This is a genomic window from Methylobacterium sp. Leaf118 (genome assembly GCF_920984675.1).
GTDB lineage: Bacteria > Pseudomonadota > Alphaproteobacteria > Rhizobiales > Beijerinckiaceae > Methylobacterium.
This window is the reverse complement of the sequence record NZ_CAKLBV010000038.1, coordinates 1-14002: the sequence shown is the minus strand read 5'-3', so window position 1 is coordinate 14002 and position 14002 is coordinate 1. Positions and strand designations below refer to the sequence as shown.

16 protein-coding genes are annotated in these 14002 nt (G+C 71.5%); 11 read left to right on the top strand and 5 right to left on the bottom strand.

Annotated features, from left to right (window positions below):
* The first annotated feature begins 29 nt into the window (after nt 1-29).
* From LW587_RS15735 to LW587_RS15705, 7 genes are all read left to right on the top strand, one after another.
* Complete coding sequence (locus LW587_RS15735) at nt 30-686, top strand: L,D-transpeptidase (RefSeq protein WP_232630533.1); 657 nt, start codon at nt 30-32, stop codon at nt 684-686.
* Nucleotides 687-859: 173 nt separating this feature from the next.
* A complete protein-coding gene (locus LW587_RS15730; RefSeq protein WP_232630532.1) occupies nt 860-1303 on the top strand; it encodes a hypothetical protein in 444 nt (147 codons plus the stop codon).
* 137 nt (nt 1304-1440) lie between these two features.
* A complete protein-coding gene (locus LW587_RS15725) occupies nt 1441-3444 on the top strand; it encodes an acetyl-CoA carboxylase biotin carboxylase subunit (RefSeq protein ID WP_232630531.1) in 2004 nt (667 codons plus the stop codon).
* 194 nt (nt 3445-3638) lie between these two features.
* Nucleotides 3639-4070 (top strand): gamma-glutamylcyclotransferase family protein, encoded by a 432-nt coding sequence (locus tag LW587_RS15720; RefSeq protein ID WP_232630530.1) that lies wholly within the window; start codon nt 3639-3641, stop codon nt 4068-4070.
* A gap of 64 nt (nt 4071-4134) precedes the next feature.
* Nucleotides 4135-4416, top strand: coding sequence for an acylphosphatase (locus LW587_RS15715; RefSeq protein WP_232630529.1), 282 nt, complete (start codon nt 4135-4137; stop codon nt 4414-4416).
* 145 nt (nt 4417-4561) lie between these two features.
* Complete coding sequence (locus LW587_RS15710; protein WP_232630562.1) at nt 4562-5272, top strand: DUF599 domain-containing protein; 711 nt, start codon at nt 4562-4564, stop codon at nt 5270-5272.
* Nucleotides 5262-5522: a DUF3253 domain-containing protein gene (locus LW587_RS15705; RefSeq protein WP_232630528.1), complete on the top strand. Its 261-nt coding sequence runs from the start codon at nt 5262-5264 to the stop codon at nt 5520-5522. Before LW587_RS15710 ends, LW587_RS15705 begins: the two co-directional genes overlap by 11 nt.
* Nucleotides 5523-5526: 4 nt before the next feature.
* On the opposite strand, the gene LW587_RS15700 is transcribed toward LW587_RS15705, so the two are convergent.
* From LW587_RS15700 to epmA, 4 genes are all read right to left on the bottom strand, one after another.
* On the bottom strand, nt 5527-6324 hold the full coding sequence (locus LW587_RS15700) for a YdcF family protein (protein ID WP_232630561.1): 798 nt from the start codon (nt 6322-6324) through the stop codon (nt 5527-5529).
* 112 nt (nt 6325-6436) lie between these two features.
* On the bottom strand, nt 6437-7072 hold the full coding sequence (locus tag LW587_RS15695) for a glutathione S-transferase family protein (RefSeq protein ID WP_232630527.1): 636 nt from the start codon (nt 7070-7072) through the stop codon (nt 6437-6439).
* On the bottom strand, nt 7069-8232 hold the full coding sequence (locus LW587_RS15690) for a lysine-2,3-aminomutase-like protein (RefSeq protein ID WP_232630526.1): 1164 nt from the start codon (nt 8230-8232) through the stop codon (nt 7069-7071). The genes LW587_RS15695 and LW587_RS15690 overlap by 4 nt, the downstream gene beginning before the upstream one ends.
* An 11-nt stretch (nt 8233-8243) precedes the next feature.
* On the bottom strand, nt 8244-9302 hold the full coding sequence (epmA, locus tag LW587_RS15685) for an EF-P lysine aminoacylase EpmA (protein ID WP_232630525.1): 1059 nt from the start codon (nt 9300-9302) through the stop codon (nt 8244-8246).
* Nucleotides 9303-9425: 123 nt separating this feature from the next.
* Here epmA and efp point away from each other — a divergent pair, with 123 nt between their 5' ends.
* Nucleotides 9426-9992 (top strand): elongation factor P, encoded by a 567-nt coding sequence (gene efp / locus LW587_RS15680; RefSeq protein WP_232630524.1) that lies wholly within the window; start codon nt 9426-9428, stop codon nt 9990-9992.
* On the opposite strand, the gene LW587_RS15675 is transcribed toward efp, so the two are convergent.
* On the bottom strand, nt 9989-11005 hold the full coding sequence (locus LW587_RS15675) for a heparan-alpha-glucosaminide N-acetyltransferase (protein WP_232630523.1): 1017 nt from the start codon (nt 11003-11005) through the stop codon (nt 9989-9991). The two genes, efp and LW587_RS15675, sit on opposite strands and share 4 nt — an antisense overlap.
* 238 nt (nt 11006-11243) lie before the next feature.
* On the opposite strand from LW587_RS15675, the gene LW587_RS15670 reads away from it, so the two are divergent.
* The 3 genes from LW587_RS15670 to LW587_RS15660 form a co-directional block, all read left to right on the top strand.
* Complete coding sequence (locus LW587_RS15670) at nt 11244-11846, top strand: cold-shock protein (RefSeq protein ID WP_232630522.1); 603 nt, start codon at nt 11244-11246, stop codon at nt 11844-11846.
* Nucleotides 11843-12367: a DUF192 domain-containing protein gene (locus tag LW587_RS15665; RefSeq protein ID WP_442919155.1), complete on the top strand. Its 525-nt coding sequence runs from the start codon at nt 11843-11845 to the stop codon at nt 12365-12367. Before LW587_RS15670 ends, LW587_RS15665 begins: the two co-directional genes overlap by 4 nt.
* A gap of 7 nt (nt 12368-12374) precedes the next feature.
* A partial coding sequence (locus tag LW587_RS15660; protein ID WP_232630521.1) for a magnesium chelatase subunit D occupies nt 12375-14002 on the top strand: 1628 nt, incomplete at its 3' end.

The window sequence follows — 14002 nt, the reverse complement described above, 5'->3', positions numbered from 1 at the left end:
CGCCCGCGCGCGGGCCGGATGCAAGCCCGATGCGCCTCTCGTCCGCTCTCTTCCTCGTCGCGGGCCTCGCGCCGCTCACCGCCTGCAACACGCCGACGGCCCAGCAGGCGCCGCCGACCCAGCTCGCAGCCCTGCCGCCCGCCGCGGGCGCACCCGCCGCGGTCCCGGCCCTGCCGCCGGGCCCGGAGCGGGACGCCGCCTGGATGAAGCTCGCGCCCCAGGCCAAGGTCGATCCGGCGCTCACCCGCAGCACCGTCGACTTCGCCACGAAGGAGCCGGTCGGCACCGTGATCGTCGATGCGGGCGAACGGCGGCTCTACCTCGTGCAGCCGGGCGGCAAGGCGCTGCGCTATCCCGTCTCGGTGGGCAAGGCCGGCATGGCCTGGACCGGCCGCGCGGAGATCGACCGCAAGCTCGAATGGCCGGACTGGAACCCGCCGCCGGAGATGATCGGCCGCCGGCCCGACCTGCCGCCGCGGCTCGAGGGCGGCCCCTTCAGCCCCATCGGCGCCCGCGCACTCTACCTCGCGCAGAACCGGAAGGACACGCTGTTTCGCATCCACGGCACCAACGAGCCGGAGCTGATCGGGCAGGCGGTGTCGTCGGGCTGCATCCGCATGCTCAACGAGGACGTGATGGACCTCTACGAGCGCGTCCCGGTCGGGACCAAGGTTGTGGTGCGGTGAACAAAGTCTGACTGCAATGCTGCAAGATTCTTGAAAGGCTCCTTCGTGATCAGGCATTTACCTGAACACGGGTTCAGATTCTGCCATTAACCTCTTCCGATGATCCCGGCCCGTAATGTCAGGACACACAGGGACGAACACCGGCGACAACTGGCCGGGGAGGCATCGGAACCATGACCAACATTGCTCTTCAGCTGTTCTGCGATCGGGTCGTCGCCGCGGGTCGCATCACCGAGGCGGATGTCGCCACGCTCGCTCGCGAGATCCTGCCCGACGGCCTCATGGGCCGCGACGAGGCCGACCTGCTCCTTGCCCTCGACCGGGCCGTGGCCGACCAGCACGAGGGCTTCGCCGCCCTGCTGACCGCCGAGGTCGTGAACTTCTCGGTCTATGGCGAGCGCCCGACCGGCCGGATCACCCGCGAGACCGCCACCTGGCTCGCCGCCTCCATCGCCGGGCGCAAGGGTCCGACCTCGACCGGCAGCCGCATCGCCCGCGAGATCGTGCGCGAGGCCACCGCCAGCGACGAGGCGCTGATCGCCTTCGCCCTCGAGGCCAATCGCTGGGTCCGCCAGCCCGAAGCCGCGCGCGCCCGCCCGATGCCGCTGGCTGCATGATGAATACACTGCACGACCGAGGCCTCGAGCGGGACGGCGCAGCTTCCGCTCTTCGGGCAACTGCTTTATCGGGATGAGATCGGGCCTGCCTTCGGGAGGGGTGGGCCAGGACGGCTCCCCAAGAAGAAGCGGCTGCAATGTTCGAGAAAATCCTGATTGCCAACCGGGGCGAGATCGCCTGCCGTGTGATCAAGACGGCCCGGAAGATGGGCATCAAGACGGTGGCCGTCTATTCTGACGCCGACCGTGACGCCGTCCACGTCGCCATGGCCGACGAGGCCGTCCATATCGGACCGGCCTCCGCCGCGCAGTCCTACCTCGTGATCGAGAAGATCATCGAGGCCTGCAAGCAGACCGGTGCCCAGGCCGTCCATCCGGGCTACGGCTTCCTCTCCGAGCGCGAGGCGTTTCCGAGGGCGCTGGCGGAAGCCGGCATCGTCTTCATCGGTCCTAATCCCGGCGCCATCGCCGCGATGGGCGACAAGATCGAGTCGAAGAAGGCGGCCGCGGCGGCCGAGGTCTCGACCGTGCCCGGCTTCCTCGGCGTGATCGAGAGCCCGGAGCATGCAGTCAAGATCGCCGACGAGATCGGCTATCCGGTGATGATCAAGGCCTCCGCCGGCGGCGGCGGCAAGGGCATGCGCATCGCCGAATCGGCCGACGAGGTCGCCGAGGGCTTCGCCCGCGCCAAGTCCGAGGCCTCGTCCTCCTTCGGCGACGACCGCGTCTTCGTCGAGAAATTCATCACCGATCCGCGCCACATCGAGATCCAGGTGATCGGCGACAAGCACGGAAACGTGATCTACCTGGGCGAGCGCGAATGCTCGATCCAGCGCCGCAACCAGAAGGTCATCGAGGAGGCGCCGTCGCCGCTCCTCGACGAGGAGACCCGGCGCAAGATGGGCGAGCAGGCGGTCGCCCTCGCCAAGGCCGTGAACTACGATTCCGCCGGCACCGTCGAGTTCGTCGCCGGCCAGGACAAGTCCTTCTACTTCCTCGAGATGAACACCCGCCTCCAGGTGGAGCACCCGGTCACCGAGATGATCACCGGGCTCGATCTCGTCGAGCTGATGATCCGGGTCGCCGCGGGCGAGGCGTTGCCACTCGGGCAGTCCGACGTGAAACTCAACGGCTGGGCGGTGGAGAGCCGCGTCTACGCCGAGGACCCGACCCGCAACTTCCTGCCCTCGATCGGCCGGCTCACGGTCTACCAGCCGCCGGAGGAGGGCCAGTTCGGCGAGGCGATCGTCCGCAACGACACCGGCGTGGAGGAGGGCGGCGAGATCGCGATCCACTATGATCCGATGATCGCCAAGCTCGTGACCTGGGCGCCGACCCGCCTCCAGGCGATCGAGTCCCAGGCCCAGGCGCTCGACGCCTTCGCCATCGACGGCATCCGCCACAACATCCCCTTCCTCGCCACCCTGATGGCCCATCCGCGCTGGCGCGAGGGACGGCTCTCGACGGGCTTCATCAAGGAGGAGTTCCCGGAGGGCTTCTCCGCCCCCGAGCCCGTGGGCACGATCGCGCTGCGGCTGGCGGCGGTGGCGGCGGCGATCGATCACAAGCTCAACGTCCGCAAGCGCGGCATCTCCGGCCAGATGCGCGACCCGAGCCTGCTCTCGTTCGAGCGCGAGCGCGTGGTGGTTTTGTCCGGTCAGCGCTTCGATGTGACCGTCGACACGGTGGGCAACGATCTGCACGTGACCGGCGAGGACGGCGCCGTGGTGCCGGTGCGCAGCGATTGGCGGCCGGGCGAGCCGGTCTGGTCCGGCACCGTCGGCGCCGACTCCGTCGCGATTCAGGTGCGCCCGCTGCTCAACGGCGTGTTCCTGCAGCATGCGGGCGCCGCAGCCGAGGCCCGCGTCTTCACCCGCCGCGAGGCGGAGTTGGCCGCCCTGATGCCGGTCAAGGAGAATGCCGGCTCCGGCAAGCAGCTGCTCTGCCCGATGCCGGGTCTGGTCAAGCAGATCATGGTCGCCGAGGGCCAGGAGGTGAAGAACGGCGAGGCGCTCGCCATCGTCGAGGCGATGAAGATGGAGAACGTCCTGCGGGCCGAGCGGGACGGCAAGGTCGCCAAGATCGCTGCCAAGGAAGGCGACAGCCTCGCGGTCGACGCGGTCATCATGGAGTTCGAGTGAGCGGGCCGAAAGGTCCGCGAACCGCGCTCTCGACACGCCGATCCGGCACCCGGCGTCCGGCTTCGACGCGGGGCCCTCGGCGGCTGCGGCCGTCGCGTCCTGGCCTCCGCTTCGGCCCATGAGGGGCGATCGGGCGCGTCGGAGCGCCCGCGAAGCCCGGACCGTCCCGCAGCGCCCGTCACCGTCTCGAACGCATGCCGCTCTACTTCGCCTACGGCGCCAACATGGACGCCGCCGCCATGGCCCAGCGCTGCCCGGCCTCGCGGCTGATCGGGCGCGGGCGGCTGATGCGGCACCGCTTCGTCATCATGCGGGAGGGCTGGGCCTCCGTGATCCGCGCGCCCGGCGCCACGGTCTGGGGCGTCGTGTGGGAGCTGGCGCTCTCCGACGTGCCGGCCCTTGACCGCTACGAGGGCGTGGCCGGCGGGCTCTACGTGAAGGCGCACCAGCCGGTGGTCACCGAGGCCGGGGTGAAGCGCGCGCTGATCTATCTCGGTCGCAGTCCACCCCCCGGCATGCCGCGGCCGGGCTATCTCGAGGCCGTGATCGCCGCCGGACAGGCCGCGCAGCTGCCCGGCCTCTATCTCCAGGAGATCCGCGGCTGGCAGCGCCGCGCCCCGGCCTGACCGGGACGGGGGGCCGTGCTAACGGTCCCGGCTCGGGGAAACGGCGAGGGCGGGAGGTCGATCGTTGAGCGCTGACGTGAAGACGGTCCGGGCCGTGATGTCGGGACGCGTGCAGGGCGTGGCCTACCGCGCCTGGACGCGCAAGCGCGCGCGGGCGCATGGCGTGTCCGGCTGGGTCCGGAACCGGCCCGACCGGACCGTCGAGGCCCTGTTCGCCGGCCCCGTCGCCGCCGTCGATGCCCTGCTGGCCGAGTGCCACCGCGGCCCCTTCGCGGCGCGGGTGGACGCGGTCGCGGTCGAGCCCGCCGAGCCCTTCGCCGGGGCGGGCTTCGAGATCCGGACGTAGAGCGGCGCCAGGGCCCGTCGGCCTTGCCGAGCCTGCCCCTTCTTCGGCGAGGGGGCGGCCCGCCCCGCGAGGGCTTGCCCAGAGGGCCCCGTGCCTGTAGCCGCCGGTCATGTCACGGAACGGCATCGGCGCGGCGGCTTGAATGATGTGGGATCTGCGCGCCTTCTCGCCGGTCGATCTCGCCGCGCTCACCTTCTTCGTGGCGGCCTGGGCGATCTACAGCTTCGCCGTGAACCGGCAGGGCCAGCGCCTGAGCCTCAGCCAGATCATGAACCGGCAGCGCCGCAAATGGGCGACCGAGATGATCGGCCGCGACAACCGGGTCGTCGACACGACGATCAACGCCTCGCTCCAGAACGGTACCGCCTTCTTCGCCTCGACCTCGCTGATCGCCCTCGGCTCGGTGCTGACCCTGTCGCGCTCGGGCGACGACGTGCTGAACCTGTTCTCGGAATTGCCGTTCGGCTCGACCACCACCCGGGCGACCTGGGAGATCAAGGTGGCGGGGCTCGCGGTGGTGTTCGTCTATGCTTTCTTCAAGTTCGCCTGGGCCTACCGGCTGTTCAACTACGGCGCCATCCTGATCGGTGCGGTGCCGCCCAAGGGCTCCGGCGCCTCGCCCGAGGCCATGCGGCGCGCGTCCGAGCGGGTGGCCTCGATGAACGTCGCGGCCGGCAAGCACTTCGCCAAGGGCCAGCGCGCCTTCCTGTTCGCTCTGGCCTATCTGGGCTGGTTCGTGAGCGCGCCGGTGATGATGGCCGCCACCGCCGCCGCGGTCTGCGTGATGTGGCGGCGTCAGTTCTTCTCCGACATTCGCGCCGCTCTGCTCGCCGAGGAGGATCATGATGGCCAGTGAGGCCGAGATCGAGGAGACGATGCTGCGTCTCGTCACCGAGCGGGGGCCGGGCAAGACCTGCTGCCCATCCGAGGTCGCTCGCGCCCTCGGCGGCTCGCATCCCGACCTTTGGGGGCCGTTGATGCAGCCGGTGCGGCGCGTCGCCGTGCGCCTGACGAAGGCCGGGCAGCTGCAGATCCTGCGCAAGGGCAAGCCCGTCGCCGACCCGGACGATTTCCGGGGGATCTACCGGCTCGGCCCGGTCGCGTGAGCCGTCAGGGCGCCGGCAGCACCGCGTCGGTGTAACCGGCGTAGCGATAGGCGACCATCCCGATCCATTCCTTCACGCCGATGTCGAACTCCGACAGACCATCCGAGGCGAAGGTGGTGAAGCGGACGGCATCGCGCGGTCCGCTGGTTCGGTAATCGACCGGATAGGCGACGACGGGAAAGCCGGCCTTCCGGAAGCATCCCATCGCCCGCGGCATGTGCCAGGCCGAGGTGACGAGAAGCCAGCGTTCGTCTGGCTTCGGCTGGACCATGCGCGCGGAGAAGGCCGCGTTCTCGTAGGTGTTGCGGGATTGCTGCTCCAGGATCAGGCGGTTGCGCGGCACGCCGAGGGTGTCCGCGAAGCGGCTGATGATCTCGGCCTCCGAGACCGCATGCTCGCGGAAGCTGCCGGTGCCCCCGGAAAAGACGAGCCGCGCCTCAGGAAAGCGCCGCGCGAGATCGGCCAGGGCGATCTCCCGCTCGCCGGCATCGTTGACGCTGATCTGGCCGCGCCCGATGGAGGTATCGGCCTCGACCGCCCCGCCGAGGACGATGACGCCGTCGACCCGGGTCCCGTCGTCGGGGAAGGCCGGGAAGCGGTTCTCGAGCGGCATCAGCACCCAGGACGAGAGCGGCGAGAGCCCCGCCACCAAGAGGCCCAGGAAGCCGACGACCACCAGGAGACGCCCGACCCCGCGTCCCACCTCCGTGAAGAGCAGCAGGCAGCCGAACAGCCCCAGGAGGATCAGGAAGTTCGACGGCGTGATCACGAAGAAGAGCAGCTTGGAGAGCGGGAAGAACATCGTCTTTCCAGGTTGTGGCGCGGCGTCCGTCACGGTTCGACCTCCGCCCTCGGGCGTTGCTTCGATCTCGGCCTGTTGCGGCACGCCAGGCCTTCGCGATCGTCCGCGCCGCTCAGGTCAGGGGCAGAGCCAGAACGGGCGAACCCGCCGGTCGTTGCGCCAGCCGGTCGAGCCAGCGGGACATGTGGGGGCGCTCCTCGGTCTCCATGGGAAGCACTCGCCAGCGCTGGCCCGCGCAGCCCACCGCGATGTCGGCGATGCTGAACTGCTCGCCCGCCACGAAGGGCGACCCGGCGAGGTGCTGGTCGAGCAGGGCGGCACAGCGCTCGCCCGCCGCCCGCGAGGCCTCGATCACCCGGGCGTCGCGCTTCTCGGCCGGGAGGCGCACCAGCTGAAGAAAGGCGTCGCGCATCGCCGGCGTGAAGGCGGTGGCCTGCCAGTCGAGCCATTGGTCGATCCGGGCCCGGGCCCGGGCGTCGTCGGGGAGCGCGAGCGCGCCGCCATGGGCCTGGGAATGGGCCTGGGCGAGGTAGCGCAGGATCGCGTTCGACTCCCACAGGACGAAGCCGTCCTCCTCGAGGGTCGGCACAAGCCCGTTCGGGTTCAGGGCACGGTAGCGCGCTTCGCCGACGATGCCATGGGCGCCGCCCGCCTCGATGTGCTCGTAGGGCAGCGCCAGTTCCCCCAGCGCCCAGATCACCTTCTGGACGTTGCCCGAACTGGTCCGGCCCCACACTCTGCGCGTCATTCCTCGGTCTCCGGCGGATAGGCGTGAACATGGCCCTGCGGATCGGTGACGCGCCACGAACCGTCCGATTCGGCAAGGTAGCCGGGCCCCACCGGTACCTTGCCGTGACCACCGGGAATGTCGAGCACGTAGAGCGGCTGGGCGAGGCCCGAGAGCCGCCCCCGAAGCCCCCGCATCAGCGCCTGACCGTCGGGGAGCGCCGTGCGCAGGTGGCCGGTGCCGGGGGCGAGGTCGCCGTGATGCAGGTAGTAGGGTTTGATCCGATTCTCGACGAAGCGGCGCATCAGGGCCTCGAGGATCGCGGCGTCGTCGTTGACGCCGCGCAGCAGAACGCTCTGGCTCACCATCGGAATCCCGGCATCGACCAGCCGTGCGATCGCCGCCTGCGCGGCCGGGGTGAACTCGCGCGGATGGTTGGCGTGGAGCGCCACGAACACCGCCCCGGTGAAGGTTTTGAGCGCGGCGACGAGGCTGTCGTCGACGGCGGCGGGGTCCACCACCGGCACGCGGGTGTGGAAGCGCAGCACCTTGACGTGCGGGATCGCGCCGAGCGCCCGGGCGAGGCGGCCGAGCCGGCGGGGCGACAGGGCGAAGGGATCGCCCCCGGTCACCACCACCTCCCAGATCTCCGGATGGTCCGCGATATAGGCGAAGGCGGCGGCGAGTTCGGATTCGCTCAGGGTCCCGTGCCCATCGGGCCCGACCCGCTCGCGCCGGAAGCAGAACCGGCAATAGACCGGGCAGACATGGAGCGGCTTCAGCAGCACCCGGTCCGGATAGCGGTGGACGAGCCCCGGCACGGGAGCGTGGGCGTCGTCGCCGATCGGATCGGCGCGCTCGATCCGATCGGTCTCGATCTCCTCGGCACGCGGGAGGAACTGGCGGGCGATCGGGTCGCCGGGATCGGTCGGGTCGATCAGCTCGGCGATGTCGGCGGTGACCGAGACGGCGTAGCGGGCGGCGACGCGCTCCAGCGCGGGCAGATCGGCGGCCGCGAGCAGGCCGGCCCGGACGAGGGCGGCGGGTGATTTGAGGGGGAGGGCGCCGCTCGGGGCCCGCGGCGGACCGGACGCGGCGCGCGCCTCCGCCTCCGCGACGGGGGACGGGGCCTCCTCGCGGGGCTCGGCCTCCCAGGCGCGCCCGTCGGCGCGGTCCGCCATCCGGTCCTCGCTCACCGCCGCGCCCCACGGGCGACGGGCGTCCAGATCACGTCGTCGATGCGGGGCGCGCCGGTCGCCAGCATCACCAGACGGTCGAAGCCCAGCGCGATGCCGCTCGCCTCGGGCATGATCGCCAGCGCATCGAGGAAATCCTCGTCGAGGGGATAGCGCTCGCCGTAGACGCGGAGCTTCTCCGCCATCTCGGCCTCGAACCGGCGGCGCTGCTCGACCGGATCGGTCAGCTCGCCGAAGGCGTTGGCGAGCTCGACGCCGCAGGCATAGAGCTCGAAGCGCTCGGCCACGCGCGGATCGCCGGGGACCGGGCGGGCGAGCGCGGCCTCGCTCACCGGATATTCGCACAAGAGGGTCGGACGATCCTTCCCCAGATGCGGCTCGATCAGCCCGACGAGGACCCGGCTGAACAGGTCGGCCCAGGTGTCGTCCTCGGCCACGCGCAGGCCCTTGGTCGTCACGGCATGGGCGAGGGCGTCCCGGTCGGTCTGGCCCGACGCCGAGATCGAGGCGAGAAGGTCGATCCCGGCATGGCGCCGGAAGGCCTCGGCCAGGGTCAGCCGCTCGAACGGGGCGAAGGGGTCCGCCTCGCGCCCGCGCCAGGTCAGCCGCTTGGCCCCCGCGGCCTCGGCGGCCAGGGCCAGCAGGGCGGCGCAATCGGCCATCAGGGCATCGTAGGTCTCCCCCGCCCGATACCATTCGAGCATCGTGAACTCGGGATGGTGCAGGGCGCCCCGCTCGCGGTTGCGGAAGACGCGGGCGAGGCTGAACAGGCGCGGCTCGCCCGCCGCCAGCAGCTTCTTGCAGGCGAATTCCGGCGAGGTGTGGAGGTAGAGCGGCTCGCGGCGACCGTCGGGGAGCAGGGCTTCCGTGGCGAAGGCGGAGAGATGCGCCTCGTTGCCCGGAGACACCTGGAGGGCGGCGGCCTCGACCTCGACGAAATCGCGCGCGGCAAACCACGCGCGCAGCTCCGCCGTGATGCGGTTGCGCGTTTGGAGAAGGGGCCGGCGATCCGCATGGACCGCCGGATGCCACCAGGGCGACGCCTCGGGGCTCACGCGGGAAAAGCCTCCGGCTGGCAACGGGGCCGCGGATAGGATAGGGCCTCGCGGATGATTCCGCTCGCCCGGCCGTCACGCCAGGGGGGAGCCGCCGTTCTCGTCAAGCCAAGGTCCACGCTCGTGAAAGTGATCGCCAGTACCCTTCGCAAGGGCAACGTCGTCGAAAAGGAGGGCAAGCTCTACGTCATCCTGACTGCGGAGAACATCCACCCCGGCAAGGGCACCCCGGTGACGCAGCTCGACATGCGCCGCATCACCGACGGCGTGAAGATCTCCGAGCGCTACCGCACCACCGAGCAGGTGGAGCGCGCCTTCGTCGAGGATCGCGAGCACACCTTCCTGTATCAGGACGGCGAGGGGTATCACTTCATGAACCCCGAGAACTATGAGCAGATCGCCGTCCCGCAGGACGTGATCGGCGACGCCGCCCCCTACCTGCAGGAGGGCATGGCGGTGATGCTCTCGATCTACAACGCCGTTCCGCTCACCGTCGAGCTGCCCCAGCGCGTGACCCTCGAGATCGTCGAGACCGAGCCGGTGACCAAGGGCCAGACCGCCTCGTCCTCCTACAAGCCGGCGATCCTGTCGAACGGCGTGAAGACGAGCGTGCCGCCCCACATCTCCACGGGCACCCGCGTCGTCATCATGACGTCGGACGGCTCCTATGTGGAGCGCGCCAAGGACTAACGTCCGAGGGCAGGCTCCGACGGCGGTTCCGAGGGCGGCTCCGTGCCCTCGGCGGCTTGGTAGCAGGCCTGCGACAGGCCCTGGGCCCGCGCCCGCTGCTCCGCGCTGTAGGGCGCGCCGAGCCCCCACAGCCCCTCGCGGCGCAGGGCATGCTGCGTGCATCGGGCGGCTGTGCGGCAGGATTCCGCCCCGCCGCCGGCGCGAGTGCAATCCACCGCATAGCTCGCCCGGAACTGCGCGGCGCCCGCGTCCGGATGCGGGCCGGAAAGCGTCACGAGGCCGGAGAACAGCGCCAGCAGAATTGGCTGGTGCAGCAGGTAGATCGCGAGGCTGTGGCGGCCGGCGAACAAAGCCCCCCGCAGGAATCGGCCCTGCGCCCGCCAGCGGCCGAGCCGCTCGCCGATCCTCCCCGGCAGGCCGAGTCGGGCCAGCGCGATCCCGGCCAGAATCACGCCGAACCAGGGACAGAGCGGGACCCAGTCGTTGGTGTCGGGCACCGTGCGGCCGAGGCCGAGGAAGAGCAGCGCCGGCAAGTCGAGGACGGGGTGCGCGACGAGGCTCGGCGCCAGCAGCACTGCGACGGCAGCCAGTGCCGTGACCGCGACGGGCGCGAACACGAAGGGCAGTCCGAGCAGGCTCCCGACGGCGATGCAGTGCAGGATGCCGAAGAAGATGTAGCTCTGCGGGAAGGCGTAGGCGGTGGCCACGGTGATGAGCGCCGCCGCGCCGCCGATCCGCGCGAACCGCCCGAGGACGGCGCGCGGGCGCAGGCCGCCGCGATGGGCGAGGACGAGGCCGATCCCGACGAGGAGCAGGAACGACCCGGCGATGCCGTGCGCGGCGAGCCGGCCCGGCGGCGTCAGGGCGTAGTTCTCCGGTGTCAGCTGCAGGAAGCCGAGATCCCACAGGGAATGATAGGCGGCCATCGCGGCGAGGGCCGCCCCGCGGGCGAGGTCGAGGGCGTCGAGGCGGCCCGTCGTGGGCCGGGAAGCGGAGGGGGATGGGACGGCCATGGCGGCGGCCCTAGCATCCCGGCCCGGCCGCGGCGAGACGGCACCGTTTCGCCGTGACTGCCCGCCCTCGATGCGCTCTGCCCGCTCCGGCGGCGGGGTGGGTGCGGCAACGGCGCCATGGCGCGGAAAATTGCTCGCTCACGATGTCTCAATGCCGGGCAAACGGGCTTTCCGGGCATCGGGACTTTGTTAACGTAGCTCCGGAATTGCACGGCGCGATTCGGCACGGGTTGCTTACATGTCGAATGAACACGGGATCAGTCCGGTGAGCCTCCGCGCCGTCGAGGGCCGGGATCTGGACCACGACGCGGAGACCGAGCGGCCGCTGGAACTCCTGGAGGTCGCCGGTCGCATCAAGTGGTTCGACGTCTCGAAGGGCTTCGGCTTCATCGTGCCCGATGACGGCTCCGCCGACGTGCTGCTCCACATCACCTGCCTGCGTCGCGACGGCCATCAGGCCGCAAGCGAGGGCGCGCGCATCGTCGTGGAGGCGGTGCAGCGGGCCCGGGGCTGGCAGGCATTCCGGGTCCTGTCCCTCGATCAAGCCTCGGCGACCCATCCCTCCGAACTGCCGATGCCGCGCACCCATGTCAGCGTGACGCCAACGAGCGGCCTGGAGACGGCGGTGGTGAAATGGTTCAACCGCCTGCGCGGCTTCGGCTTCCTGAGCCGCGGCGACGGTACGCCCGATATCTTCGTGCACATGGAGACCCTGCGCCGCTACGGCATCGCCGAGCTGAAGCCCGGGGAGCAGGTGCTGGTGCGCTACGGCGACGGCTCGAAGGGTGCTATGGCGGCGGAAGTCCGCCTCATCGACGGGGCGCTTCCGGCTTCCCACTGACGGTGCTTCCCGTGCGCGTTCTGTCGACGATCCTTCCGAAGTCCCTGCTCGCCCCGTTCCGCGTCCCGGCCTGCCTCGCCGCCCTCGCGCTCGCCGCGCCGGGCGTTCTGCACGCCCAGGAGCCGGCCCCGGCGGCGCAATCCGCGACCGAGCCGCTCGCCGTCGTCGGCAAGGGCGGACGCCACGCCTTCAACGTCGAGGTCATGCGCGACGATGCCGGGCGCGCGCGCGGCCTGATGTACCGCCGCTCCATGGCGCCCGACCACGGGATGCTGTTCGACTTCGAGCGTCCGCTTCCGGTCAACATGTGGATGAAGAACACCTACATCCCCCTCGACATGGTGTTCATCCGCTCCGACGGTTCCATCGCCCGTATCGCCCCGGACACCGAGCCGCTCTCGACGCGGATCGTGTCCTCCGGCGAGCCGGTTCTGGCGGTGCTGGAGCTGAATGCCGGCACGGCGGCCAAGCTCGGGATGCGGGCCGGCGATCGGGTCGAACACCCGATGTTCCGGCGCTGAGGCCGCTTTGAACCAGCCGTCCCCGGCACCCGCTCCGACGACGGCCTGGGACGAGGCCCTGCGCGTCCTCACGCTCTTCGCCGCCGATCCGCACGGGCTCGGCGGGATCGTGGTGCGGTCTGGCGCCGGCCCGGTGCGCGATGTCTGGCTCGACCTCCTCCGGGCGCGGCTCGCCGGCCCGGTGCGGCGCCTGCCCCCGGGCATCGGCGACGACCGCCTGATCGGCGGCCTCGATCTGCCCGCGACCCTGCGCGCCGGCCGACCGGTGGCGCAGCGGGGCGTGCTCGCGGAGGTCGATGGGGGTGTCCTGATCGTGCCCATGGCCGAGCGGCTGGAGCCCGGCACCGTCGCCCGCCTCGCGGGCGCCCTCGACACCGGGACGCTCACCCTCGAACGCGAGGGTCTGGCCGCCCGCCTTCCGGCCCGCTTCGGCCTCGTGCTGCTGGACGAGGGCGCCGAGGACGAGACCGTGGCCGAGGCCTTGGCCGATCGTCTGGCGTTCCGGGTCGACCTGACCGAGGTGAGCGTCGGCGAGGCGTTCCCGAGCCGGGCTTCGGGCGAGGTTTTGGAGGCGGTCGCTCGCACGGCGCGCGATGGCAAGGGGGGCGATGGCAAGGGGGGCGATGGACGCGCCGCGGCCGGGACGCGGGGGAGGGCCCTGTCGACCCCGGGGGCTGATCCCGTCGCTCTCCTCTGCGGCACCGCCGCGGCCCTCGGCATCGCCTCCCTCCGCGCCCCGCTTTTGGCCCTGCGGGCGGCCCGCCACGCGGCCGATGGACTCGAGCCCGACGACGATGCCCTGAAAGAGGCCGCCCGCCTCGTCCTGGCGCCGCGGGCGACGCGCCTGCCCACCGCCGAGCCGCAGGCCGACGACGCCGCGCCGGAACCGGAGCCGGAGCCGGCGGAGCGTCCCGAGCCGGAGACGGACCGGAGCGAGGCGCCCGAGAACGAGAGGGACCGCCCCGCGCCCGACCCGCAGCAGAGCCTCGACGAGGTGGTGCTCGAGGCGGCCCAGGCCGCCATTCCAAAGGATCTTTTGGCCCGACTCCTCGCCGGCGGCCCGTCCCTGCGGGCCGCCCAGGCGGGGCGGAAGGGAGCGTCGGCGGCCGCCGCGCGCAAGGGCCGGCCTGTCGGCAACCGGCCCGGCGACCCGCGCCGGGGACGGCTCGACCTGGTCGCGACCCTGCGCGCCGCCGCCCCGTGGCAGCGCCTGCGCCGCGGGCCGGACGAGACTCGCGGGATCGTGGTCACGGCCACGGACATCCGCATCCGCCGCTTCCGGCAGCGCAGCGAAACCACGGCGATCGTCTGCGTCGACGCCTCCGGCTCCTCGGCCCTGGAGCGCCTGGCGGAGGCCAAGGGCGCGGTCGAGCTGCTCCTGGCCGAGGCCTATGTCCGGCGCGATCGGGTGGCGCTGATCGCCTTCCGCGGCGCGACCGCCGACGTGGTGCTGCCGCCGACCCGCTCGCTGGTGCGGGCCAAGCGCGCCCTCGCCGGCCTGCCCGGCGGCGGCGGCACGCCGCTCGCCGCCGGTCTCGACGCCGCCGCGAGTCTTGGGCTCGCCGTGCGGCGGGCGGGCGGCACGCCGGTCATCATCGTGCTGACGGACGGGCGCGCCAACGTCGCCCGCTCCGG

Excerpts from the sequence above, each read along its gene's own strand:
- LW587_RS15735 (WP_232630533.1), top strand. The coding sequence starts at position 30 with ATGCGCCTCTCGTCCGCTCTCTTCCTCGTCGCGGGCCTCGCGCCGCTC.
- LW587_RS15730 (WP_232630532.1), top strand. The coding sequence starts at position 860 with ATGACCAACATTGCTCTTCAGCTGTTCTGCGATCGGGTCGTCGCCGCG.
- LW587_RS15725 (WP_232630531.1), top strand. The coding sequence starts at position 1,441 with ATGTTCGAGAAAATCCTGATTGCCAACCGGGGCGAGATCGCCTGCCGT.
- LW587_RS15720 (WP_232630530.1), top strand. The coding sequence starts at position 3,639 with ATGCCGCTCTACTTCGCCTACGGCGCCAACATGGACGCCGCCGCCATG.
- LW587_RS15710 (WP_232630562.1), top strand. The coding sequence starts at position 4,562 with ATGTGGGATCTGCGCGCCTTCTCGCCGGTCGATCTCGCCGCGCTCACC.
- LW587_RS15705 (WP_232630528.1), top strand. The coding sequence starts at position 5,262 with ATGGCCAGTGAGGCCGAGATCGAGGAGACGATGCTGCGTCTCGTCACC.
- LW587_RS15700 (WP_232630561.1), bottom strand. The coding sequence starts at position 6,324 with ATGTTCTTCCCGCTCTCCAAGCTGCTCTTCTTCGTGATCACGCCGTCG.
- LW587_RS15695 (WP_232630527.1), bottom strand. The coding sequence starts at position 7,072 with ATGACGCGCAGAGTGTGGGGCCGGACCAGTTCGGGCAACGTCCAGAAG.
- LW587_RS15690 (WP_232630526.1), bottom strand. The coding sequence starts at position 8,232 with ATGGCGGACCGCGCCGACGGGCGCGCCTGGGAGGCCGAGCCCCGCGAG.
- LW587_RS15675 (WP_232630523.1), bottom strand. The coding sequence starts at position 11,005 with ATGGCCGTCCCATCCCCCTCCGCTTCCCGGCCCACGACGGGCCGCCTC.
- LW587_RS15670 (WP_232630522.1), top strand. The coding sequence starts at position 11,244 with ATGTCGAATGAACACGGGATCAGTCCGGTGAGCCTCCGCGCCGTCGAG.